The organism is Catenulispora pinisilvae, from assembly GCF_015356865.1.
In the GTDB taxonomy this organism is placed as follows: domain Bacteria; phylum Actinomycetota; class Actinomycetes; order Streptomycetales; family Catenulisporaceae; genus Catenulispora; species Catenulispora pinisilvae.
Genome location: NZ_JAAFZA010000069.1, coordinates 1 through 24,341 on the forward strand (window position 1 = coordinate 1; position 24,341 = coordinate 24,341).

At 66.1% G+C, this 24,341-nt stretch carries 11 protein-coding genes; 9 read left to right on the plus strand and 2 right to left on the minus strand.

Features of this window, described 5'->3' with window-relative positions; translation table 11 throughout:
• Positions 1-612: 612 nt before the first annotated feature.
• From IZR01_RS20245 to IZR01_RS20255, 3 genes are all read left to right on the plus strand, one after another.
• The gene (locus tag IZR01_RS20245; RefSeq protein WP_194924730.1) at positions 613-6,861 is read left to right on the plus strand and encodes an RHS repeat-associated core domain-containing protein; all 6,249 of its coding nucleotides are present in this window, start codon (positions 613-615) and stop codon (positions 6,859-6,861) included.
• 98 nt (positions 6,862-6,959) lie between these two features.
• Positions 6,960-7,436 (plus strand): hypothetical protein, encoded by a 477-nt coding sequence (locus IZR01_RS20250; protein WP_194892788.1) that lies wholly within the window; start codon positions 6,960-6,962, stop codon positions 7,434-7,436.
• 100 nt (positions 7,437-7,536) lie between these two features.
• Positions 7,537-8,133 (plus strand): hypothetical protein, encoded by a 597-nt coding sequence (locus IZR01_RS20255; protein WP_194892789.1) that lies wholly within the window; start codon positions 7,537-7,539, stop codon positions 8,131-8,133.
• A gap of 95 nt (positions 8,134-8,228) precedes the next feature.
• On the opposite strand, the gene IZR01_RS20260 is transcribed toward IZR01_RS20255, so the two are convergent.
• Entirely contained in the window at positions 8,229-8,843 is a 615-nt protein-coding gene (locus IZR01_RS20260; protein ID WP_194924731.1) for a hypothetical protein, read from the minus strand.
• Positions 8,844-9,329: 486 nt separating this feature from the next.
• Here IZR01_RS20260 and IZR01_RS20265 point away from each other — a divergent pair, with 486 nt between their 5' ends.
• The 4 genes from IZR01_RS20265 (at position 9,330) to IZR01_RS20280 (ending at position 16,619) form a co-directional block, all read left to right on the plus strand.
• Entirely contained in the window at positions 9,330-11,588 is a 2,259-nt protein-coding gene (locus IZR01_RS20265; RefSeq protein WP_228559869.1) for a DUF6531 domain-containing protein, read from the plus strand.
• A gap of 158 nt (positions 11,589-11,746) precedes the next feature.
• Positions 11,747-13,849, plus strand: a complete 2,103-nt coding sequence (locus IZR01_RS20270) for an RHS repeat-associated core domain-containing protein (protein ID WP_194924732.1) — start codon at positions 11,747-11,749, stop codon at positions 13,847-13,849.
• Positions 13,850-13,869: 20 nt separating this feature from the next.
• Positions 13,870-14,385, plus strand: coding sequence for a hypothetical protein (locus IZR01_RS20275; RefSeq protein ID WP_194924733.1), 516 nt, complete (start codon positions 13,870-13,872; stop codon positions 14,383-14,385).
• A 434-nt stretch (positions 14,386-14,819) separates the two neighbouring features.
• Positions 14,820-16,619, plus strand: coding sequence for a cell wall-binding repeat-containing protein (locus IZR01_RS20280; RefSeq protein ID WP_194924734.1), 1,800 nt, complete (start codon positions 14,820-14,822; stop codon positions 16,617-16,619).
• A gap of 82 nt (positions 16,620-16,701) precedes the next feature.
• Here IZR01_RS20280 and IZR01_RS20285 read toward each other — a convergent pair whose 3' ends face one another.
• Positions 16,702-20,559 carry an nSTAND1 domain-containing NTPase gene (locus tag IZR01_RS20285; RefSeq protein ID WP_194924735.1) on the minus strand — a complete coding sequence of 1,286 codons (3,858 nt, stop codon included), beginning with the start codon at positions 20,557-20,559 and terminating at the stop codon, positions 16,702-16,704.
• A gap of 303 nt (positions 20,560-20,862) precedes the next feature.
• On the opposite strand from IZR01_RS20285, the gene IZR01_RS20290 reads away from it, so the two are divergent.
• Together IZR01_RS20290 and IZR01_RS20295 are read left to right on the plus strand one after the other, a co-directional pair.
• Positions 20,863-23,550 carry a tetratricopeptide repeat protein gene (locus IZR01_RS20290; protein ID WP_194892795.1) on the plus strand — a complete coding sequence of 896 codons (2,688 nt, stop codon included), beginning with the start codon at positions 20,863-20,865 and terminating at the stop codon, positions 23,548-23,550.
• A gap of 4 nt (positions 23,551-23,554) precedes the next feature.
• Positions 23,555-23,935, plus strand: coding sequence for a hypothetical protein (locus IZR01_RS20295; RefSeq protein ID WP_194924736.1), 381 nt, complete (start codon positions 23,555-23,557; stop codon positions 23,933-23,935).
• Positions 23,936-24,341 lie beyond the last annotated feature (406 nt).

Here is a 24,341-nt window from a genome sequence, read left to right on the forward strand (position 1 = left end):
GGCGCGGGCCAGGATCCCCCGATCATCCCGGCCCCGACACCCCTGCAACTACGACTACTCGACCTGCTTGGCATCGACCCACGCCGACTCCGCTGACGATCCTCAGGGCGCGGAATACGGGGCTAGCCCGAAGCCAAGAATTGCTGCGATTCCTGTACGGATCCTGCGCCCTGATACGGGCGACACCCCCGACGGTATCCGGTTCACGTTTGCTCCAGCTGTTGCCAAGAGATTGATATAGCGAGCGTGACCGTATCAAGCACTTTCGCCCGCTCCGCCCTTCAAGCGGGCGCGGAGACCGAATCGTTAGCGGTGACCGGTACCTCGGAGCTTCGAGTTACCAAGATCTCACGCCCGGTGTCGAAGTTGATCTTTAGGTAACGATTCAGCTCTCTCAACTGGTGGCTAGCCATACATGACTGGACATCAAGGGTCTGGACTGTTTACGGTTCCACAGCTCGACGTGTCGATCACCGTCGAGCCCGTAAACAGAACAGTTGGGGTGGGCCGCACATGGGTGGCTGGGGCCGGGGAATCGCGCGTCGGCGCGGTGGCTGGTGGCGTCTCGTTACGTCGATGGTTTGGGTTTTCGTGGCAGCTCTGGTCGTGGGAATGACTAATGCCCCCGCTGCTGCGGCTGCGACCTACAAGAAGCACCAGCTGTGGACACCGCCCAACACGGCCGTCGCGACGGCCAAGTCGGTTGCAGGCACGAACGCGACCGCGGCCAAGCCGACGTCACATCCGGCGATGCCTCAGTGGCATCCCGCGACGAACGCCGGCTCGACCGCGCCGACGCCGGCTCCGCGGACCATGTCGCTGATGGCGACGACGGCGACCACCGGCTCGTCGTCCACCCCTCCGGCCGGGTCGGGCGGGTCACCCACCGCGACCTCCCTGTCCAGCTCGGACACCTGGAGCGGGGGCGGCGAGTCGGGCTCGTTCACCTACTCCTATCCGATCCAGGTCCCGGGAACGCTGGGCGGCACGGCGCCGAAGGTCGCGCTGTCGTACAACTCCGGTGATGTGGACGGCAAGACATCCGCGACCAACAGCCAGACGTCGTGGATCGGTGACGGGTGGTCCTACCAGCCTGGCTTTGTCGAGCGCAGCTACAAGCCGTGCGCCAAGGACGGTATCGCCAACTCGGGTGACCTCTGCTGGGCCGGGAACAACGCGGTGACGATCTCGTTGCCCGGCTACAGCGGCGCGATCGTTCGCGATGACAGCACCGGCACCTACAAGCTGGCTGCCGACAACGGGGCCACCGTGTCGCTGGTGACCGGAGCCAGCAACGGCGCAAACGGCGGGGAGTACTGGAAGGTCACCACTGCGGACGGGACTTCCTACTACTTCGGCGCCAACCACGCCCCCGGCACTACCGCCGACCCGGCTACGAACTCTGCGTTCACCGTTCCCGTCTACTCGCCCAACAGCGGCGACCCCTGCTACTCCAGCTCGACCGGCCCGGCGTCCTGGTGCCAGATGGCCTGGCGTTGGAACCTCGACTTCGTTGTGGACCCGCACGGGAACCTCACCCGCTACGACTGGGCGCCAGAGACGAACTACTACAGCCGGGGTGAAGGCCAGAACAGCGGCAAGGGCACGCTGACTGCGTATACCCGAGGCGGCAACCTGTCATCGACTTCCTATGGCTACCGGCTGTCCGACGAGACCGCCGGCACCAAGCCCGCTTCGCAGATTCTGTTCGGCACCACCGAGCGTTGCACTGGTTCGTCGACGATCTGCCAAACGTCCAACCTGCTCGGCACCACCGGCACGTTGAACATCGCCAATCCGGGCTTCGAGTCGGGTTCGTGCACCGGCTGGACCTGCTCCGGAGGCGCGGCCGTGCAGACCGGATCGCCGCACACCGGGACGCACGCGCTGAATATCCCCGCGGGAGGTTCCGCGACGCAGACGGTGACCGGCCTGAGCCCGTCCACCACGTACACCGCGACCGTGTACGGAGGTGGCGGGAGCTGCGTGACCCTGGCTGCGAGCGCTTTCGACAGCGCTGGCACTACAGCCTCGTCCTGCGTCGGTTCGGGTACCTTCTACAGCCCGGGGTCGGTGACTTTCACCACCGGGGCGTCCAACACGAGCGTCAGTCTCATCCTGTCGGCGCCGAGCGCAAACACCGGGCCGGTGTGGGTAGACGACGTCTCAGCCCAAATCAGTCCTTCGTACTGGCCCGACGCCCCGGCCGATCAGAACTGCAATGCCACGGGCAGCTGCTACGTCGGCTCGCCCACGTTCTGGTCGACGAAGATGCTGTCGAGCATCAGCACCCAGACGATGGTCGGCAGCGCGTATCAGACCATTGACTCCTACGCGATCAACCACAGCTTCCCGGACCCGGGCGATGGGCAGCGCCCCGCGCTGTGGCTGTCCTCGATCTCCCGCACCGCCACGAACGGCCAGCCCTCGATCACGCTGCCGAACGTCACGTTCTACGGCAGCCAGTACGCGAACCGCGTCCCCGGCCAGACTGTCGGCGGACAAGGGCTACCGGCCAACATCCACTACCGGCTGACCGAGATCGATGACGAACTCGGATCCGCCGTCACCGTTTCCTACTCCAACACCGTTCCCGGTGTCGCTGCCTGTAGCCAGCCGAGTGGGGTGCCCGCGCAGGATGCGAACCATCAGCTCTGCTTCCCGGCGTACTGGACGCCGCCGAACCAGAGCACGCCGATTCTGGACTGGTTCAACAAGTACGTGGTCACTTCGGTGACGGTGTCGGACAAGGCGACCTCGACCCCCGGACGCACCACCAACTACACCTACGGCGGCACTCCGGCCTGGCACTCCAACGACAGCGAGACAGCCGATCCGACGCAGCGGGTCTGGGACCAGTGGCGGGGCTTTGGCCAGGTCACGACCAACGCCGGTACTGCACCGGATCCGATCACCGCGACCACGACCACGTACCTGCGCGGCATGAACGCCGACATCAACGCAGCCGGAGCGGCGCAGACCGTCAACGTCACCGACTCCCAAGGCGGCGTGCACTCCGATGACGCAGCCCTGGCCGGGTACGTGCTGGAGACTCAGACCTACACCGCTGCCGGCGGGAGCGTCGTCAAGGACGTCATCAACACGCCGGGCATCAATGCGACGACTGCGACTCACGCGCGCACAAGTCCGCTGCCGGTCCAATACGCGAAGATGGCCGACACAAGCAAGACGGTCACGCGGAACCTGCTGGCCAGCGGAAGCTGGGACAGCAGCGAAGTCGACTACACCTATGACGCGGCGCATGCCAACCGGCTGACTGTCACAGACGACAAGGGCGACGGGACTCCCGGCGTTCCCGAGATCTGCACGTCGGTCAGCTACGCGTCCTCCGCGGCGAATCCGCAGATGCTCACCTACGCCAGCCGGACGCTCAGCATCTCAGCTCCCTGCGGTGCCACGCCTACCGCCGCCAACACCGTGTCGGACACCCGGACCCTCTACGATGGCGCGACCGACACCGGTCTGGGCGCCATCGGCGGCGCCGGTGACGCCACCACTGCCGAGGTGCTGGACCATTACGACTCCGGCAACCCGGCCTATGTCACTACGAACTCCTCGGTCTTCGACGCCTATGGTCGTACGACGAGTTCGACCGATCCCAACGCCACGGACGCCAGTCACCCCGGCGGTGCGACCACGACTACTGCCTACAGCCCGGCTGCGGGCGCACTCCCGACACAGGTCGTCACGACCGCCCCGCTGGGCTGGCAGTCGACCAGCACTTTGGACCCGGGGCGCGGGCAGCCGACCCACACGGTCGATGCGAACGGGAACGTCACAGACGTTACCTACGACGCGATCGGCCGGGTCACCGCTGCTTGGAGTCCGACGTGGCCCAAGGCTGCGAACCCGACCACGCCGAGTGAGAAGTTCACCTACTCGGTCAACGGGACTACTGGTCCGTCCTGGACCCAGACCCAGACCTTGCACGAGGACCTCACCTACGGTTCCGCCTACCAGATTCTCAACGGCTTCGGCGATGTCCGGCAGACGCAGACCGACGCACCGGACAACTCCGGCGGTCGTGACGTCGTCGACACCTTCTACGACACTCACGGTTGGAAGCAGAAGGTCTCCAACGCCTACTACAACTCCACGGCGTCTTCCTCGACGATCCTCGTCGTCAACGACAATGCGGTCCCCGGGCAGACCCTGACCACCTACGACGGTATGGGGCGGACCGTCGGGAGTGGCTTCTACTCTTACGCCCAGCCGCAGTGGCAGACCACGACGGCCTACCCCGGCGCCAACGAAACCGACGTTACCCCGCCGACCGGCCAGGCGCCGACCACGACGATCACCGACGCTCGGGGACACACCACCGCACTGTGGCGCTACCACACCGCCACGGCCACGCGGAGTGCCAGCGACGCCGACGTGACGACGTACGGCTACAACGCCGCCGGGCAGCAGACCTCGATGACCGACGCCACCGGCAAGAACACCTGGACCTCCACGTACGACCTGCGCGGACGCAAGGTTCAGACCGTCGACCCGGACGCCGGCACATCCAGCACCACCTACGACACCGACTCGCGCACCGCCACCACGACCGACGGTCGGGGCCAGATTCTCTCCTACAGCTACGACCTGCTGGGCCGTAAGACCGGGGAGTTCTCGGGGGCGTCGACCACGGACCCGACCAAGCAGCTGGCCGGGTGGACGTGGGACACATTGGCGAAGGGACAGCTCACCTCGTCGACGCGGTACACGGGCGGTGCTTCCGGTCCGGCCTACACCAGCGCCGTGAACGGATACACGGCCGACTACAAGCCGACCGGTTCGACCATCACCATCCCGTCGACCGAGGGTTCGCTCGCGGGAAGCTACAGCACCAACATCGCCTATACCCCGGCAACGGAACTGCTCGACCACACCGACATGCCCGCAGCCGGCGGTCTGCCAGCGGAGTCCGTCGGCTACTCGTATAACTCCTTCGGCCTGGCCATGGCGATGGGAGGCACGGTCGACTATCTCAGCGGCATGACTTACGACGGTTTCGGCAAACCGCTGCGCGCGACCTTCGGCGACATGCCCAACCAGGCCGTGCAGACGTACAACTACGACGCCGCGACTGCTCGGCCGTTGTCGGTCACAGTCGACAAGGAGAACGGCAGCCGATCGGTCGACATCACCTCCTACACCTACAACACCGGTGGCCAGATCACGTCCGCCAAGGACCAGCAGGACAGCGGCGCGACCGACATGCAGTGCTATGCGTACGACTACGCCGGGCGCCTCGCCACCGCCTGGACTGACAAGGGCACGGTGAGCACCGCGGCGTCCCCTTCGGTCCCTGGCATCGGCGGCTGCGTCAACAGCACCCCGTCGGGCACGACGGTCGGCGGCCCCGCACCGTACTGGCAGTCGTACACCTACGACATCGCCGGCAACCGCACCGGCGAGACCGACCACGACGCCACGGGCAACACTGCCAACGACGTCACGCACACCTACAACTACCCGGCTCCCGGCACCCCTGGCCCGCACACGTCGACATCCACGACGATCAGCGGCGGTACGACCGGCACGGACACCTACACCTACGACGCCGCAGGCAACACGGTGACCCGCAAGCTCGCTGCCGGCGCTAACCAGACCCTCACCTGGGACGCGGAAGGTCGGCTCGCGACGGTCACGGACAGCGCTACCGGCAAGACCTCCAGCTACCTGTACGACGCGTCCGGCGGACTGCTGCTACAGAAGGACCCCACCGAGACCGTCCTGTACCTCGACGGGCAGGAGATCCACCTCTCCGCACTGAACGCACTTTCCGGAGTGCGATACGTCACGATGCCGGGCGGAGCCAAGGTCGTCGAGCAGTCCAACGGCACCAACAGCTATGAATTCTCCAACCTGCAGAACACCGGCACCACAGTCATCAACACCACCACCCTGCAGGTGACACGTCGGTATTTCGACCCGTATGGTCGTGCACGCGGGGCTGCGCCGACCGCGTGGTCGGACGAGCATGCGTTCCTGGACAAGCCGACGGACTCGGCTACGGGACTCGACATGGTGGGCGCACGTGCCTACGACCCGAGTGCCGGGCGGTTCGTCTCCCGTGACCCGATCAACGAACAGGATGACCCCAATCAGTACGGCGGGTACACGTATGCCGGTGCGGATCCTGTGAACGGCAGCGACCCCACGGGGCTCATCACAGAGTGCGAGGATACATGTCGCCCTGGTGATGTCACTATCACTACCGGGAACAACGGCACTACCGGCACGGAGACGTATTCCGATGGGAGTAAGTCGACGTTCACGCCGCCGTCTCCTCCGATGCATCACGTGACGGCGGGTCAGCGTGGGTTCGTGGGCCCGCTGCAACCCGCGGCGTGCACGTATGGAACGGCCGGCTGCGCAGGGCCGCCGTCGCATCCCAAACCTGCTCAGGCGGCTCCCGTCGGTCCGACACTCGGTAATAGTCCGGTACTGACTCACCCGGTTGGGCCGCCCTCTGACAGCGGACTACTTCCGTTGTGGTTGTGGCAGCTTCCGTTTTCTCAGTGGCCGCAACCCGGCCCTGGTACTTCTTGGCTGTGGTTCGATGCGAAAAACCCCAACTGGGTCATGCGGAAGGGAATTCCTGGATTTCACTGGATGGATGAGCTCGGGGTCGAACACCAGAACCGCATTGAATGGGATAAGGCGCATGGCTGGCATTACAATCCCGCTGGCAGTGACGATCACTTGCCCTGGTACGACGGGGCCAAGGATGCCGTCGGTCGCGGCCTCAGCAATGTTGGCAAGGCATTGATGAATGGCGCGGATATCATCCCGGACTTCATTCCGGGGAACATGATCCCCCAGGATCCGGCAAACACCATCGACTGATGTGGAGGCCGGTGAGTGGCCGCGCGCTAGACTCTGTCCGTCCGGCATCCATGATCATGAATGCCGGACGGACGCGTCGTTCGAGTAAGTGGGTTGTTATGGAAACGGCTGACGGATACCTTGAGCTCGTCCTGGTCCCAGCCCTGGGCTACGACGAGAAGAAAATGGTGGTGGAGGCGGTCGCTGGGACGGTGTGGCACCTGGTTGACCAGGCCAGTATCGATTTGATCAGTGACCACCCTTGGCCGCGCCAGTCGGGCGGATCCCTTGATCGCCTCATGGCGGCCCTGGTTCGTCAGCGGTCGGTGCTGCGAGGTCGCCAAAAGCAAACTATAAATCTAGATATCGATGTGGCCGATGATCGCGAAGTCGCCGCCTTTCTTGATCTGGTCCCGTACACGATCAGTGCGGAGGCATGGTGCGGCAGCGTCGCTTTGATTGATGCCGCGGATAGCGGGAGTGTTCGCTTTCAGATGCCGGCCTTGCTGCAGGGCAGGCTGACCGAACTAGTATCAGACCGTGGCATGGATATCGGTCAAGTGCTCGTTCCATCTCCGCCGGACGAGCACCGCTAATGGTGACTTCATCGCCTGTGGTGTCGGCAGCACGTCCATGGCTGTGACGCGTGGAGCGGAAGCGGGAGTAGCCGACACTGTGGAAGTGGTACAGACATAAATGGCCGGACCTACGGTTACCCGGGCCTCGTTCACCACGTACTCGAGCAACGAGATCACGATCCGGAACAAGACCAAGGCGATTGGGGCCATCGGCCTTGGCGCGGTGGCTGCTGGCTCGCTTCTGATCGGCGCCTTTGTCGCGGTCGCCAAGGGGAACACCTCCGCTGCCTTCGTGGGAACGCCGATCGGCGGGTTCCTCTTCTACGTTTGCTGGCTCGTCGGGTGGCGGGCAACGATCCGGCTCAGGCCTGAGGGGATCGTTGTCGAAAACTGCATCGTCCGGCTCATGGTGCCGTGGCGTCTGGGGCGGCAGTTCGTGGTGTCGTCGGGCATCAAGCTGCGCTTGCTTGACGGGCGGATGATTTCCACGTGGGCTTTCCAGGGCTCCCTGGGGGCTCAGCTCAACGGCTACTCGGCGTTCAAACCGATCCGGGACCGTCTCCAGGAGGAGAGCGACAAGATCGTCTATTCCGTCCCGGTGGGCGCCTCGACGGCTGAGTACCGCTGGCGATTGCAGCTGCCCGACTTGTGGATCCTGTTTGCCCTCATCGGCGTGAGCGAGGCCGTCGTGGCCCTGGCGTACCTCCTCAGCTAAGGATTCACGATCCTTCGGGAACCGGTAAACGCGCCCCTGGGCTGGAGATCGTCGGGTTCGTTCGACGCAGGGGTGTGATGTTCGCCAACGTGTGTTCAGTCGGCACAGCAGTGGCCGACCAAGCGAATGCGTCCGCCCTGTTTCCGCAGGTCGGGTGTGGGCGGGTCTGCCGCGTTCCCCTCCGGGGGCACCTTCCAGATGGGCACGGATGAGGCATTTTCCTCGATCGTGTCCATCCTTGCGTTGTTAACCCCTGAAGTCAGAGGTACCTCAAATTCTGTGGCCGTGAGGAGCTTCTGTAGGCCCGGAAGCGTGTCCGGCATGATCGTCACTGTGCAGTCGGCGCGGTTCTTGGATTTGTCGTAGCTGATCTTCAAGCGGAACATCTCGAACAGCTTGCGCCGTCGGTTGCCTTTCATCGTGCCGAGGTCAATCGTGCCGATCGGCAGTCCACGGATCAGGGTCGGATCCGTCAATGGGCGCCTTGTTTCATTCAGTTGCGTCAGCTTGGCGCCTAATGCTGACCGTTCTGTGCTCAGCTCTGCGACTCGGGCCTGGATGTCGCGGGCGAGCGCCTGGTCCCCGTCCTCGGCCAGTTCCAGAGCTCGGATCTGGCGCGCACGACGGGCGTCGACGTCTGCGATGCTCTTTTCGAGTGCGGTGGTGCGCTGTTCCTGCTCGGCTGCCTGCGCTTCCTCGTGGTTGTCCATCAGCGCATACAGCAGGGACTCGCGCTCCTCGTCGAAGATGCGTGCCGGGAAGAATCGGTTGATCCCACATCAGGGGCGTCAAACAGACCCTGTCGAGCGCCGATGCCCGCACGGCTGTCGACGTCCGGGCCCGGCTGCGCGTGAACGACTTTGTAAGCTCAGTGGCTGGTCGCAGTTGCGGTGTGGACTGACGAGCAGGGCGACGCGATGCCTACGCTCTGCTGACGTTTTGACGGATTCGCGTTGCTAGTCTGCTACAGGTCCGTACCAGGATCGATTGTGGCGGCGATCAGTGTCTTGCAGCAACGGGGAGGGTTCGGGGGATGGCACGTTTGACTGGCTGGGATGTCTTGGGCTTGGACGGGGATCCGACGCCGGGTGTGGTGGAGTCGGTGCAGGCTCTGGCCAAGGAGTTCGGGGGACTTCGCGCATGATGTGGAGTCGGCGTACCGGAGTCTGAACTCGTTCGGTGCGGATACTGCGGCGATGCAGTGGGTGGGTCAGACTGCTGAGTCTTTCAAGGGCCAGTACGGTCCGCTGCCGGGGCGTCTGCAGAAGCTGTACACGTCCTACAGCGAAGCGTCCGACGCGCTTTCGGCCTACGCGACTCAGCTCCAAGCGGCACAGTCCAAGGCCGACTCGGCGTTGCGTCAGGCCCAAGATGCCAATGCCGATCTGCAGCGTGCCACTACCAACGCCAACACGGCAGTGGCGGATCTGAAGACGGCTCAGCAGAACCGCGCCGTCAACCCGAACCCGCAGGCTGTCACCGATGCTCAGACTACACATGACACGGCGCAGACCAACCTGAGCAACGCTAAAGCCGCGATGGCGGCGCTGACCAAGCAGGCCAACGACGCCTGCAACGACCGCATCGCCGCTGCGAAGACGTGCGCCACCGCTTTGCACCACGCCCAATCCGACGGCATCCACAACAAGCACTGGTGGGAGCACCTCGGGGCGGACCTGGCCGAGTGGGGCGGCAAGATCGCCGAGATCGCCAACGACCTCGCCCCGATCTTGGACGTCATCGCGTTGGCCACCTCCTGGATCCCCGGCGTGGATGTGATCACCGCGGGCCTGGCGGAGGCCGACAACCTGATTGCCTTGGCCGGCACCGGCCTGGAAATCGCAGGCGACGCGATGCAGGGACATTGGAGCGACGCGCTAATGGGCGCCGGCATGCTCGGCCTCACGTTCGTGGGTGGCAAGGCCTTCTCGGCGATAGGAGGCAAAGCGCTCGGATCGCTGGCCGGGAAGTTCGGCAAGGGAGTCGACGAAGGCGTTGAGGACTCCATCGGCGCCGAGGCGCGCAGTGCCAACGGAGTCAGCAAGTGTGCCAACGGTGTTGACCCCGTCGACCTGGTTTCCGGCGAGATGGTCTCGAATGAGACTGATCTCGAACTACCGGGCGTGCTGCCGGTGATATTGCGTCGAACGTATTCGTCCGGTTACGACACGGGCCGTTTGTTCGGCCCTGGCTGGTCATCGACGCTCGACCAGCGACTGTCGATCAATGAGGCGGGAATCCACTTCGCTGGCGACGACGGTCAGGTCCTGCACTACGAGATGCCTTCGGGCGACGAACCGGTCTTGCCCATCAGAGGTGCTCGCTGGCCCCTTACCTGGGACCACCATACGGACGAGATCCGCATCTTCGATCCGGAGACTGGCCTTACCCGGCACTTCCCCGTCGTTCATTACAGCGACGAGTTCGGACAGATCCGGGACCTCGCCGCGATAGCCGACCGCAATAGCAACCGGACCAGCGTCCTGCGCGACGAGTATGGAACCCCGTCTGGCCTCGAACACCCCGGCTATCACCTGGCCGTCGATACTGTGGTCACCGAGGCCGGCCCTCGTGTGGCCGGAATCAGGCTTCTTGCCGGGGAAACTCAGAACTGGACCACCGTCAAGCGGTACCGCTACGACGACCGCGGCCGTCTGACGGGCGTCATCGATTCCTCAGGAGTTCCCTACATCTACGAGTGGGACGACGCCAACCGGGTCACGGCCTGGGTCGACCGCATCGGATACCGATACGTCTACGAGTACGGTTCCGACGGCCGAGTCATGCGCAGTATCGGAAGCGGCGGATACCTGTCCGGGGCCCTTGAATACCGTGACGACGAACGTTGCACCGTCCTTACCAACTCCCTCGGCCAAAGGACTACGTACACCTACGACGAAAACGGCCACGTCTCCTCAATCACCGACCCGCTCGGGAACACCGCCTTCACTGAATACGACCGTTACGGCCGCGTTCTGTCCATGACCGATCAGACCGGCTCCACAACGCGGTACACCTTGTCCGAGAACGGCGCGGCAACCGCCATCTCGGACGCGGCAGGCGGCACTACGACCATCGAGTACGACGCCAACGGTTTTCCGGCTCTGGTGATCACCCCAAGCGGCGCACAGTGGCGGTACCGATACGATGCGCGGGGCAGCCTCGTCGAGACCGTCGATCCGCTCGGTGCCTCGACGCGGAGCGCTCACGATGATCGCGGCGCTCTGGTGGAGATCATCGACCCGCTTGGCGGTCGTACCCTCATCCGGAACAACGCTGCCGGCCTTCCCGTTTCGGTGACGGACGCCAACGGCTCTGTATCGTCGACGGCCCGTGACCACCGGGGTCTGGTCCTGGCGCAGACCGATGCGCTGGGCAATGTCAGAGGGCGGAAAGTGACGATTTGCGGCATGCGGAACCGCCGGTCGACCTCGAGAACGAGCGAAACGGTCTAGGAGCAAGCATGGCTAGACGGACAGCCTGCGCATCCTGGTTGGCTGTAAGGGCTGTCCGGCGACGCCAGGCGCCGCTCATAGGCCGTTTCGCGCCGCGAATTGTCACTTTCCGCCCTCTCACAGACTTCGTTTGGGACGACGAGGGCAGACTTACCGCGGTGACCCGGCCCGACGGCGGGACTGAGGCGTGGATGTGGGATGCCAACGGGGCACTGGTCGCCCATACGACGGCGACGGGTAGCACAACCCAGTACGAGATCGGGCCGTTCGGACGGCAATCCGCGCGCATCGAGCCCGACGGGGCACGCTACGAGTTCGTTCACGACACCGAGCTGCGCCTTACGGCGGTCGTCAGCCCGCAGCAGTCGACCTGGAACTACGCCTACGATCCGGCGGGACGTCTGGTCTCGGAAAGCGACTTCAGCGACCGCGCACTGTCCTATTCGCTCGACCCGGCGGGCAACCTGGTGCGGCGTGCCAACAGCGTCGGGCAAGCGGTCGAGTTCTCTCGTGATGTCCTGGGCCGCGTCGTCGAGCAGCGGACGTCGGAAGGCGACTTGACCGTGTTCGAGTACGACGCTGAGGGTGGGCTGGTCCGCGCTCGCAGCGCAGACTGCGAGTTGGCTTTTGCCAGAGACCTGCTCGGTCGCCCGCTCACCGAATCGGTGGACGGGCAGGACGTCACCTTCGCTTACGACGCTCTGGGCCGCAAGACCTCGCGGACCACACCCTCTGGCAGAGCCTCGCAGTGGCGGTACGACGCCATGGGTAGGCCCGTCGTTCTCGCGGTTGGCGACCACGAGATCCGATTCGACCACGACCGTGCGGGGAGGGAGACCCGGCGCTGGATCGGCGCGGAGATCGCGCTCAACCATGAGTGGGACCCTGTCGGCAGACTCCAAGCCCGTCGTGTCCTCTCGCACGCCGGCCAAGACGTGGCCGACGGCATGCGCGTGATTCACGAGCAGGTCTGGACGCGTCGTGTCGATGGCGTCGTGGATTCGATGTTTGACACGGTCTCGGGCTTGAAACGCCTTGCCCTCGACTCGGCCGGGCGGATCACCGCTGTTCAAGGCTCCACGTGGAGCGAGGAATACGCCTACGACCCGATGGGCAACGTCGTCCAAGCGGCGGACGGCCGCACGCCGGAGGGGGATGCGGTCGGGGACCGTGAGCTGACTGGCACGATCCTTCGGCGCGCCGGCCGAACCCACTACGACTATGACGGCCAGGGCCGTTTGGCCAAGGTCACGCGGCGCCTTCTGAGCGGCGGCGCCAAGACCTGGACCTACTCGTACGACGCTCTCGGCCAGATGGTGGAGAGCACGACACCGGACGGGAACCGATGGGCCTACCGATACGATCCGCTGGGTCGCCGAGTCGCCAAGCTGCGGCTCGCCTCGGACGGTTCAACGGCTGAAGAGATCCGCTTCACCTGGGATGGAGCGGCGCTGGTTGAGGAACGCCGGGTGGATGTGGTGTCCGGGCACGCCACGGCGACCACTTGGGACCACGAGCCGGAATCGTGGGCACCGCTTGCGCAGGACCGCCGCGTGTACTTCGCGAACGCGCCGCAGGACGTGGTCGACCGCGCGTTCCATGCGATCGTCGCCGACCAGACCGGCACACCCGTCGAGCTCATCACCCCCGATGGCCGGACCGAGTGGCACCGCACGGCGAACCTGTGGGGGCAAGGCACAGACAATGGCACGGTCACCTGCCCCTTGCGGTTCCCTGGGCAATACCACGACGAGGAAACCGGCCTCGACTACAACTTCCATCGTTACTACGATCCGACGACCGGGCGTTACACCACCCCAGACCCGCTCGGCCTCGTTCCCGCGCCCAACAACTACGCGTACGTAGGCAATCCCCTTGAGTGGATCGACCCACTCGGCCTGGCCAAGGCCGCGCCCACGCCGCCGAGCTTCGCAGTCGGGGGAGATGGCACAGTCGTCCAGCTGAATACGCCGAATTTTGTCAACTACAACGGTGTTATGTTCCCGGTGCCCGAAGGGGCCTACGGCCCGCTGCCGGTCAAGTCCGGTAAGGGATTCATGTATATCGGGGGCAAGGGTGGCAACGGCCTGGATCCCAAGGTGACCGGGGTACGCTTCATGGATCCGGTGACCACCGGCAAATACCCACACCCCGACGGATACGTCAACTACATGAACAACCAGGGCCAGACGGTTGACCGAGCGACCGGTAAGACGATTGCCAAGAACGACCCGGCAGGTCACCTGGACGCGTGCCCGTGAGAACGGAAGAAGACGCTCCGATGCCGATCTCCGCAGAGGATCTCCTCCACGGCACGACGCCGGCCAACCTGTCCGTCTCAACTCCGGATAGCGGCTGGATTGCGGGCGGTGATTTCCTCAGAGAGGCGCAACTCACTGACCTCGGATTCGCTGCATTGAGTTCTCGTCTGTGCGTCGTGTTCGACCTGCGCAACGCATTGGACTTTCCAGACGCGGACATCGCGGTGATCGTTCTGAACCACGTCCGCGAGCTTTCCTGGCTCGGCTCAGGAACCGCACAAAGTTTTCAGCCCTGGCTGGTGATGAACTCTGAGTTCTCCCGGAACGACGGCTGGCACCAGGTGGGGATGGCGCTGATTCCCAACCAGGACTTCAGTGTGGCTTGCAGCTCGGTCGAGTTCTTCGCGGGGCGGAGCGATCTCTATGATCAGGCGCCTCCAGACCTGACTGAGGCCTCTGCGGAGGAGATCGAGGCTGGCTTCCCACGCGTCAGCACCATGTTTGTTGTTGATGACCATTTCCGGCTGGACTCGTGACGCGTCTCGGATCGCTTGTCTCGGTATGACCCGGGACTGGCGCCTGCCGTTGGTGACGAAGAAGGCTGTGATAGGGCATGCAAGGCCTTGAACCATGCGGGCAACGTGTGTCGAAGCCGCCTTTGGACTCCATGAGCCACTTGGCGATCGCTGGTTGCCAGTTCAGAGCATTGATTTGGGCTCGGAGCAGGTAGCGGAGACCATCACAGGTGACGCCCTCCTCGCTGCAGCGTGGCTCCACGGCATCGGTTATGCACCGGAGATCGCCAGGATCGGATTCCACTGCGTAGTCCGAAGGCGCCAGGCCGCGACTTCTATAGGTAGACAGTGCCGCTGATCTGGAGGCGTGTACTCCGCCACTGGTCAACTACGTGTCCATCTGGCTGTAGCCCCTCCGGGGGCACATACCTTGACCAGCGGCGGAGCATCTGAGGGTGCTCCGCACGAACACCGGTCAAGGGGCGCGGGACATCGTGGCCCCGGCGGGTCTGTCGACCTACGACGTGCCGTTGGAGGGCTCGGCAGCCGTCGACTCGGCGGACTCGGATGCGAACGGCGAGCAGAGCACTGACTTGGCCGGCCACCCAGATGTCACCGATCCGACGCTCAAGCAGACAGGTAGCGGTGCGCGCGACTACGACGATCGTGGTGCCTTCGAGTTCCAGGACCCCTTCGCGGCCAGCCTTACCTGGACCCAGACTGGGACGTTCACCGCCACGATTACGGCGGCAACCACCGGCTGGCCCCCGGCCACCAGCTACACGTTCGACTTCGGCAACGGCGATGTCGTCACGCAGCCCTCGCCGACGATCACTCACACCTTCGCCATCAAGCCTCAGCCTGGGAATCAGCAGTTCCAGGTCAAGGTCACCGCCACGGAGGCGGGCACCGGGACCGCGGCCAGCTCGTCCGAAGTGGTCGGATTCTGGTATGAGCCGCCGGTTGTGCACCTGGTCACCTCGGCTCCGCTGGCCGCAGACATGAAGTCCTACACGCTGACCGCGGACGCATCCAGCACTGTCGCGGGCACCGAGCCGATCAAGTCGTACACCTTCCATGTGATCCGGACCGACACGCCGAGCCGGCCGTTCGGCATAGCCGTCACGCAGGCGTCCCCGGTCTACACGTTGCCGGATGCGTTAGAGGGCCTTTACTCAGTGACGGTTACTGCGACCGACGCGCTCGGCGTCGTCACCGGCACGACACAGGAACCACAGAGCGTGTTGCAGGATGTAGGCGTCCGTCCGGTCGGCGCCGTGACCGTCCAGCGGGTCGCCGGGGCTGACCGCTACCTCACCGCTGTCGCCGTCTCGCAACAGATATGGGCCAGCGCCTCCACCGGGTCCGCCGACAGCACTGGCCGCAAGACGGCGAGCGCTGTCGTTCTGGCCACCGGCGGAGGCTTCGCCGACGCGGTCGCCGGCGTACCACTGGCCGCGAAGACCAGCGGGCCACTGCTGCTCACCGCGCCTTCCAGCTTGACGCCCGAAACCGCTGCCGAGATCACCCGCGTCCTGCCCGCGCACCAGAACAAGACGGTGTACGTGCTCGGCGGCACCAACGCGATCAGCGAGCCTGTCGCCGCGAAAATCCGCGCCCTCGGCTACACAGTGGTCCGATTCGGCGGTACCGACCGCTTCGCAACCGCCCTGGACATCGCCGAGCAGGAATTCCCCAACGCCGGCCACGTCTTCGTCGCCACCGGCCGCACCTTCCCGGACGCGCTGGCAGCCGGACCGCTCGCTGCGACGCAGAACGCCCCGATCTTGCTGTCCGACGGGCCAGAGCTCGATGCGGCCACCGCTTCCTATCTGCGTCGGCAAGCGGCGTCAGCGCCAGCGGGGTCGGCTTCGGTGACGGCCGTCGGTGGCGACGCAGATAGAGCACTCACCGCAGTCGACGGGAGTGCTCTCCCACACGAGGGCCTGATGGGTAGCGACCGCTATGCGACCGCCGCGGCCGTCGCAGCCGCATTTCCCCAGCAGGTCCACACCACGCACGTCGGCATCGCGACCGGTGAGCAATTCGCCGACGCACTCGCCGGGGGCGCCATGATGGCTGCTCTCGGTCAGCCGCTGCTGCTCACCACCTCCAGCAATCTGTCGTCGGTGGATTACACGGCGCTTTACGACTGGATGGAACTGCGGACCGTCTCAGTGTTCGGCGGCCCGATCGCAGTCTCGGACGGCACAGTCAGCCAGATCATCAACCAGGTGCGTAGATCGGCGGGCTGAGGCGAGTGCTTTTGCGGTTGTGTCGGCTCCTTCAATAGGGCGTCAGTTGGTGTGCCACGCCACCAACCGCGCCTGCCGAAGGTCAACCGCAGGGCGGAGCGTACGGCCGACCGGGGACGTACTGGTCCCATTCGGCCCTGGTGATCGGCTCGCCGACGACCGAGCAGATCCAGGTCGCCGCGGTGCTGGGACTGGTGTCCCAGAGCTGCGCGGTGTGGTCGACGCCGCCGGCGGCGAGGACTTCGCCGTTGGGGCTGAAGGTGACGGCGAACGCTCCGCTCGCCGGTCCGTCCAGCGTCGCTAGGTGGACCGCGTGGTGGGGATCCGTCAGATCCCAGAGCCAGATGGGGCTTGCCGAGCTGCCGGCCATGGCGAGGATGTCTTTGGTCGGTGCGAAGCTCAGAGCGTAGATGTAGCCGATCGGGCCGGCGAGTTGTTGGCCGACGGCGGCGGGGTGTTTCGGGTCGGTGATGTCCCAGACGCGTACGGTGCCCACCGCGCTGCCGACGGCTAGGAGGTGTCCGTTGGCGTTGAACGCCGCTGAATAAGCAGCGCTGGTGAAGCCGCTGAGGGTGGCTACGACCACCGGGTTGGTGGGCTGGCTGATGTCGTAGAGGTAAGCGTTGTGGTTGTCGCTGTAAGCCGCCATCAGGTGCTCGTCGGGGCTGAAGACGGCTTGGTAGATGTTCCCGCCTGTGGGTGCGGAGACGGTGGCGAGGGTACGTGGGTTGCGCGGGTCGGAGATGTCGATGATGCGCACTGTTCCGTCGTCGGAGCCTGCGGCGAGCAGGTCGCCTTTGGGGCTGATCGGTACCGACTCGATGAGTGCCTTGGCCGCCGGGAATGGTGCGCCGAGCGTGGCAGGATGCTTCGGATCGCTGACGTCGAAGAGCTGGACGGTGCCGTCCACGTCTCCGGCGGCGAACAGGCGCCCGTCCGGGGACAGCGCGCCGGAGCCGGAGAACCGGCCCGGGCCGGGGGCGCCGGGGATCGGGGGACCCAGCTCGGCGGGGTGGTGGATGTCGGTGATATTCCACATCGTCAGGGTGTTGTCGCCGGCGCCGGGATTGAGGCCGATTTCGTCCCCGGCGTCGTCGAACCCCACGTTGAAGATCGAGTCCTTCGCCCCGACGATGATCGGGCCGGGGAGGCGCCACCAGTGAACGGTGCCGTCGTCGACGGTCGCGCTGACCACGGTGCCGTCGTCACGGTAGTCCACAGTGGTGATCGGGCCTGAGTGCGGCAGTTTCCTGATGGGCTGCCCGGTGCCGAGATCGAACATCCACAACAAGCCGTCCGAGCTTCCGGCGGCCAGGGTGCGGCCGTCCGGGCTGAAGGCCACGCTGTTGACCCAGCTCGCGGGACCGGTCAGGGACTGGACGGCCGGGACCGGATGTGAGGGATCGGTGATGTCCCACAGATGCACGTCGTGGTCCGCGGCGGTTCCGGCCGCGAGCGTCCGGCCGTTGGGACTGATCGCGACGGCGAAGACGCGGCTGTTCGGCGTGTTCAACGAGCTGAGGGCGACCGGGTGAGCCGTGTCAGCCACCTGCCACAGATGGACGGTGTCGTCGTCGCTGCCGGCCGCGAGGATCCGCCCGTCCGGCGCGAAGGCCACACTTGTGACGCTCAGCGTGGGACCGATCAACTCCGGTGCGGGCAGGGGATGGCTCGGGTCGCTGATATTCCAAAGCAGGGCTCTGCCATCGCCGTTTCCGGCTGCCAGCCGCTGGCCGTCAGGGCTCAAGGCGACGGCGTCGATGGAAGCTCCAGTTCCAGCGATCGTCCCCAGGGCCAGCGGTTGAGCCGGGTTCCGGGTGTTCCACAGATGGACGTTCCCATCCTTGCCGGCCGCGGCCAGAAGGCCTGCGCCGCCGTCGAAGGCGAGTGCCAGGATGGCGTCCGTGGATCCGGTGAACGGTGCGCCGAGCGGTGTGATGCCTCCCTTGTCGGTCAGGGACCACAGTTGGACCTGCCCTGTATCGGTGCCCATCGCGAGCAGGTTGCCGCTGACCGCGATCGTCTCGGCGTCCGCGCCGGACGAGGGCCGCAACCGGGTCTCCGGGGTGACACCGGTCGAGTTCAACAGGCTCGACAGCGCTTCCCGGGTCGGTGAGATCCGATATGCGGCCAGGGCCAACTGCATCGACACTGACACCTTGTGGTCACGCAGCGCGTCAGCCTGGCTCGCGACCTGCTGGGACGACGCCTGTGCTTGCTCGCGCTCACCTGTCAGCTGCTGTTGCCGAGCGAAGACCGCGAGGCTCCCGGCGATGACCGTCACGACAGCCAAGAGAGCGAGGAATCGGTAGCGGCGCCCAACTCGGCGCTGCTCTCGAACCTCCTCCTGCACTTGGTGCCGAATGCTCGCCTCGACGAATTTCCGATCCAGCACGCCGAGGTCGCCGCGGTGGTCGCGATCCTCGGCCCACTCCCGGGCGATCTGGAGGGTTCCGCCTCGAACGAGCAGATCAGGATCCTCATCCGCTTCATACCACTGTTCCGCGGACCTCTTGAGTCTGTGGTGCCGGCGGCGCCAGTCCCGATCGCCGTCGAGCCAGTCGACGAGTTGCGGCCAGGCCGTCAGCAGGGCCTCGTGGGTGATCTCCACGGTGTCGTCGCCGGTCGTGATCAAGCGCGCCGCGATGAACCGGTCGAGGACCTCCTGGTCGTCCTGTGCCTCCGCGTCGTCGTCGCCGGCCGCTACCTGGCTGAGCGGGACCCGGCGCCGGGTGTCGGCGCTGTCGTCCTCGGTCCGCACCAGCCTCAGGAACAGCCGCCTGGCAGCCTGCTGCTGGCGCTCGGTGAGCGCGGCGAACACCGTGTCGGCCGTCTGGGCGATCGAGCCGGTGATACCGCCGACGGCGAGGTAGTCCGCGATGGTCAGCTTGCCGCCCCGATGCCGTTCCCAGGCCGCGGCCAGTGCGTGCGACAGCAGCGGCAGCGCCCCGGCATCGTGGATCCCGCCGGAGGTGAAGCCGCTTGTCCGGGGAGCCAGATCGCGCAGGACGAGGTCGACCAGCCCCGGCTCGACGTCGAGCTTCGCCTGGCGCGCCGGCTCGGTGATGACTCGGCGCAGTTCGATCGCGGTCATGGGTTCCACGACGGCCTGATCGGTGTGGACCGCGGCGGCCAGCAGGGGATGCCGAAGGGCTTGCGGGTAGAAGTCGACGCGGATTCCCAGAACGACCACGGCACCCGTGCGCTCGCGCGTACCCGCCGCGCGCGGCCGGCACAGGGCATTGATGAACGAGTGCCGGTCTTCGCCGGAGATCTCGCGGGCGAAGACCGCCTCGAACTGGTCCACGACGAGCACCCGTACCGTCGAGGAGGTCCCGGAGGTCCCGGAGCCGGCGGCCACGGCGTCGAGTTCGTCCAGCGGGTGAGCGCCGGGAGTCAGCAAGATGCCCTCGTAGCCCCGCTCGCGCAATGCGGGCAGGACGCCCGCGCGCAACAGCGACGACTTGCCTGCTCCGGACGGTCCGGTGACGACGAGCGGGCCGCCGCCGGTTTCCGCCCGCTGCTCGATCCGGCTGACGATCTCGCCGGTGATGTCCTCGCGGCCGTGGAACCACGCGGCGTCCTCTTGCTCGAAGCTGATCAGGCCCCGATACGGATTCCTGGTTGTGGAGGGCCTGCGTCCCGGCGCGCGCCTGGCCCGGGTCAAGGCGTCCAGCCACTTCCGGACAGTGGCCTCCGAGCCTTCACCGCACACGGCCAGGATCCGCTTGAACGGTTCCGGATACGTGGGTTGCGGAAGATGCTCTCCGCTCAAGTAGCCCTGCACTGTGCTCGTCGGTACCGAGGCCTTGTCCGCCAGTTCCCGGACCGTCAGTCCGGTCGACTCCCTGGCGAGTGTCAGTTCCCTGCCGAAGTCGCGCGCCGTCACGATGACGTCGGGATCAGGCGAAGTACGTGGCGATGGCTGGTCGTGCGACATGAGGCCCCCCTCAAGCACCACGGCGGGCAGTGCCCTTTGAGCGCACGGTAGGACCGGCGGCTCACAGCTGGTCGCGCTACCGGTGAGTTCGTTACCGAATCTTTGTGATCGCCCCTTTTCGCAGGTATCAGCCCTCATTGATCTATGTCCGAGGGTGTCCGAGGATTGCCCTGCCTTCGTAGTCCCTCGTCCTGACCTGTGCGAGTTATCCCACAGGAGGTTCGGCCGCGTGCCGGCGACGGCAGGCTTGCGGTACCGGGACCGAGCCGGCTGGGCCGTTCCGGGTGAAGGGGGTGTGGCGTCATGAAACACGTCGCATGGCGGCGGGGCCGCGGCCACGGTGTCCTCAGGGCGGCTGTGGTGCTGGTCCGAGCGCTGGGGTCGCTCATGAAAACAGGAGTGTTCACTCTGCTGGGTCCCGCGGGAACGGTGATCACGCGACTCGCGGGTGCCTTGACCAACACCGGCGACGCCCTCGACGGGAAGCTGAGGAGGAAGGACGCGCTGGCCGACCACCTGCGCCTGAGCCGCCGCGGCCGGCCGGTCCGGGTGCGCGACTGCCACAACCCGGTCGCCCTCGGCGTCCATTTGGCGGCCGACGACACCGGTTCCGCGCCGCCGTTCGTGGAGCGCGACGCGACCCCGGGAATCCGCGCGGACGTGCGGAAGGGGACGGGATTCGTCCTGGTGGTCGGGGAGTCCACGGCAGGCAAGACCCGGGCCGCCTACGAGGCGGTCCGGGATCTGCTGCCGGGATACAAGCTTGTGTTCCCGGTGAACCGGCAGTCTCTGGCGGCGCTCATCCCCGAGATCTGCCACAACCGGGGAGTCGTGGTGTGGCTGGACGATCTCGACCTGTACCTGGGCAGCGGCGGGCTCAACGTCGGCATGGTCCAGCGGATGATCGACGACCCGCGGCGCCGGATCATCATCGTCGCCACGATGAGTAGCAACGCCCACGCCCGGTTCAGCGCCCGGCACGCCGCCGTCGAAGGCGATCTCATCCACGACGTGGTGTGCAGCGGCCGGGACGTCGTCCACCTCGCCCGCGAGCACCGGCTGGACCGCATCTGGAGCCCGGGTGAGATCGCCCGGGCGCACGCCCTGATCGCGGACGCCCGCATCGCGGCCGCTGTGAAACACGCGCACGCCGGCCGCCGCGGCGTGGCCGAATACCTGGCCGCCGCACCGGAGTTGCTCAGTGCTTGGCGCGACGCCTGGGGCCCGGAGAGCCATCCGCGCGGCGCGGCCCTGGTGGCGGCGGCCATCGACGCGCGCCGGGCGGGCTACCACCAGCCGCTTCCCCTCGTGCTGCTCCGCGATCTCCACGAGGTCTACCTGGCCCGCCGCGGAGGCCAGGCGCTGCGCCCCGAGCCGTGGGCCGAGGCGCTCGACTGGGCGACGAAGCCGCTGCACGCCACGTCGAGCCTGCTGCTGCCCCGGGACGGCGATACCTACCTGTCCTTCGACTACCTTCACGATTCGGTGGAGGCCGAGAACCTGCCGCCGCGCATCCCGGAGGAGACCTGGCGCATGCTGATCGAGCACGTCGACGCGGCCGGCGCCTTCAACCTCGGCGTCACCGCGTTCGCGCGCGACGATTTCGTTCACGCGATGCGGGCCTTGGAACGAGCGGTGAACGGGAACGAGAGCGATCCGAAAGCGCGGCGTTCCTACGCGCGGTGCGTGTGCGAAGCCGGAGATCCCCAGCGGGCAGTGCCGCTGTTCGCCGCTCTCTTCGAGGAGTCCGTCCGGATCCATGGGCCCGACGCGCCTCAGACCCTGGCGGACCGCACCGTCTACGCTCGGTGCCTTGGCATGGCCGGCCGAGTCGAACTTTCCGTGCGGCTCCTCGAGGAAGTGATCGCCGACAACACTCGCGTCCTGGGCGCCGACCACGAACTCACCATGCGCAGCCGCAGCACCCATGCGTTCTTCGTCGGCCAGGCCGGAGATCCGCGACGGGCCATCGGACTCTACGAAGCCCTCCTGGCCGAATGGCTCCAACGGTTCGACGCCGATCATCCGCACATCCTCAGCGTCCGCTTCGGGCTGGCCTACTTCACCGGCGAGGCCGGACGCCCGGCGCGAGCGGCGAGCCTGTTCGAGCAGCTGGTCGCCGACCGGACCCGTCTTCAGGGTCCTTATAAGCGCTACACGCTGAACAACCGCCGCCACCACGCGCACTTCCTCGGCGAGTCCGGCCGCGCCGCCGAGGCCGCCGCGTTGTTCGAATCGCTCATCACCGACTGCCTGGCGGTCCTGGACCCCGGCCACCCGGACACCCTGGCCAGCCGGCACGGCCGGGCGCGGTTCGTCGGCGAGGCGGGTGATCCGCAAGGGGCGGCGCTGCTCATGGCGGAGTTGATGCACGACGAGAGCTACCTGCGGACCTACGCGCCCGACAGCCCCATCACCCTTCTGCACCGCCGCTACTACGCGGACTTCATCTGCGAAGCGGGCGACCCGCGCCGCGCGGCCGCGCTGCTGCGGTCGCTGGTCACCGACACTCGGCGCATCCTGGGGCCGCGGCACCCGGCGCTGCTCGCCGCCAAGAGCAGCATGATCCGGGCCATCGGCATGTCGGGCCGCTACTGCCAGGCGGTGGCGGCCTACCGGAAACTCATCGCCGACTGCACGAAGTGGTTGGACCCAGACCACCCCCTGACGCTGGGCAGCCGCAACGGCCACGCGCGCTTCCTGGGTCACGTCGGCGACCCGGTGCAGGCCGCCGCGCTGTTCGAGATCATCGTCCTGGATCGCACCCGAGTGCTCGGGCACACCCACCCGCACACGTTCAACAGCCGCAACGGCCACGCCAACTTCGTCGGCCGCGCCGGCGATCCGGCGCGGGCCACCCGCCTGCTGGAGACCATCCTCGCCGAACGTCTCCGGCTGTTCGGGGCCGATCACCCTTGGACCCGCCTCACTCGCACCGAACTCGATCGGTTCCGCACCGGCGGCCGACCTGATCCGATGACGAAGGAGTGAACCGATGCCATATCAAGGCGCTGCCCAAACGGCGGCGACAGAGCCGCCGGATGCGGGCGGGGCCGAGGAGAAGACCGCCGACCATGAACTGATCACGCACGCGGCCCGACTGCTGGAACAGCAAGGGTACCGACAAGCGGCGACTGTCATCCGCTTCGCGACCCGGCTGGAGCGACCGCCGCCTGGGACGCGCTTCAGTGGCCGCTGGACGGTGTGGACGGACTTGGCGATACCAACCACGCAGCGTTACGAGATCACCCAGCAGATCAAACGAGCGCTCAACGCCATCGGCGGTGCCGACGCTTCCTACGTGGACATGCGTGCATCAGCGGTCGACGGATCGGGGCTGCCTCACATGCGCAGGGCCGGCAACTCATTTCAGTGATTCCTCCGCGCCGGCGACCGTGGCGCGGACCCCTCTACGCGTTGTGGTGAGCCCCAGGGGCGGCCTCGGCGGGCATCACGGGTTCGATGGGTTCTGCGGCGACGACCTGCTGTTGGCACCCGCGCCAGATGGCGCTGATTTGGTCGTCGTCGATGACCGGCACGGCTCGGCGGATAGAAAGTGAATCTTCCGGATTGTCGCCGGCTTGAGTGGCTTGCGGACGTGCGGCTTTCCAGCGTCCGGCGCGCGCTTGCCCTCTGCTCGTCGCACCGGTGACGCCATGCCTTCCCAGTGAACTCAATCACAGTGCCGGTTTGCCATTCACAGCCATATATTTGACCCTTGTTTTACCTGTAAACAATCGGTCACTCGGCCATCGCCCCAGGCCAGGGCCCTGTTTTCGAAA

What these genes read in the sequence shown, in the direction of transcription:
- IZR01_RS20245 (WP_194924730.1), top strand. Translation starts at nt 613, where the DNA reads ATGACTAATGCCCCCGCTGCTGCGGCTGCGACCTACAAGAAGCACCAG.
- IZR01_RS20250 (WP_194892788.1), top strand. Translation starts at nt 6,960, where the DNA reads ATGGAAACGGCTGACGGATACCTTGAGCTCGTCCTGGTCCCAGCCCTG.
- IZR01_RS20255 (WP_194892789.1), top strand. Translation starts at nt 7,537, where the DNA reads ATGGCCGGACCTACGGTTACCCGGGCCTCGTTCACCACGTACTCGAGC.
- IZR01_RS20260 (WP_194924731.1), bottom strand. Translation starts at nt 8,843, where the DNA reads ATGGACAACCACGAGGAAGCGCAGGCAGCCGAGCAGGAACAGCGCACC.
- IZR01_RS20265 (WP_228559869.1), top strand. Translation starts at nt 9,330, where the DNA reads ATGCAGTGGGTGGGTCAGACTGCTGAGTCTTTCAAGGGCCAGTACGGT.
- IZR01_RS20275 (WP_194924733.1), top strand. Translation starts at nt 13,870, where the DNA reads ATGCCGATCTCCGCAGAGGATCTCCTCCACGGCACGACGCCGGCCAAC.
- IZR01_RS20285 (WP_194924735.1), bottom strand. Translation starts at nt 20,559, where the DNA reads ATGTCGCACGACCAGCCATCGCCACGTACTTCGCCTGATCCCGACGTC.
- IZR01_RS20290 (WP_194892795.1), top strand. Translation starts at nt 20,863, where the DNA reads ATGAAACACGTCGCATGGCGGCGGGGCCGCGGCCACGGTGTCCTCAGG.
- IZR01_RS20295 (WP_194924736.1), top strand. Translation starts at nt 23,555, where the DNA reads ATGCCATATCAAGGCGCTGCCCAAACGGCGGCGACAGAGCCGCCGGAT.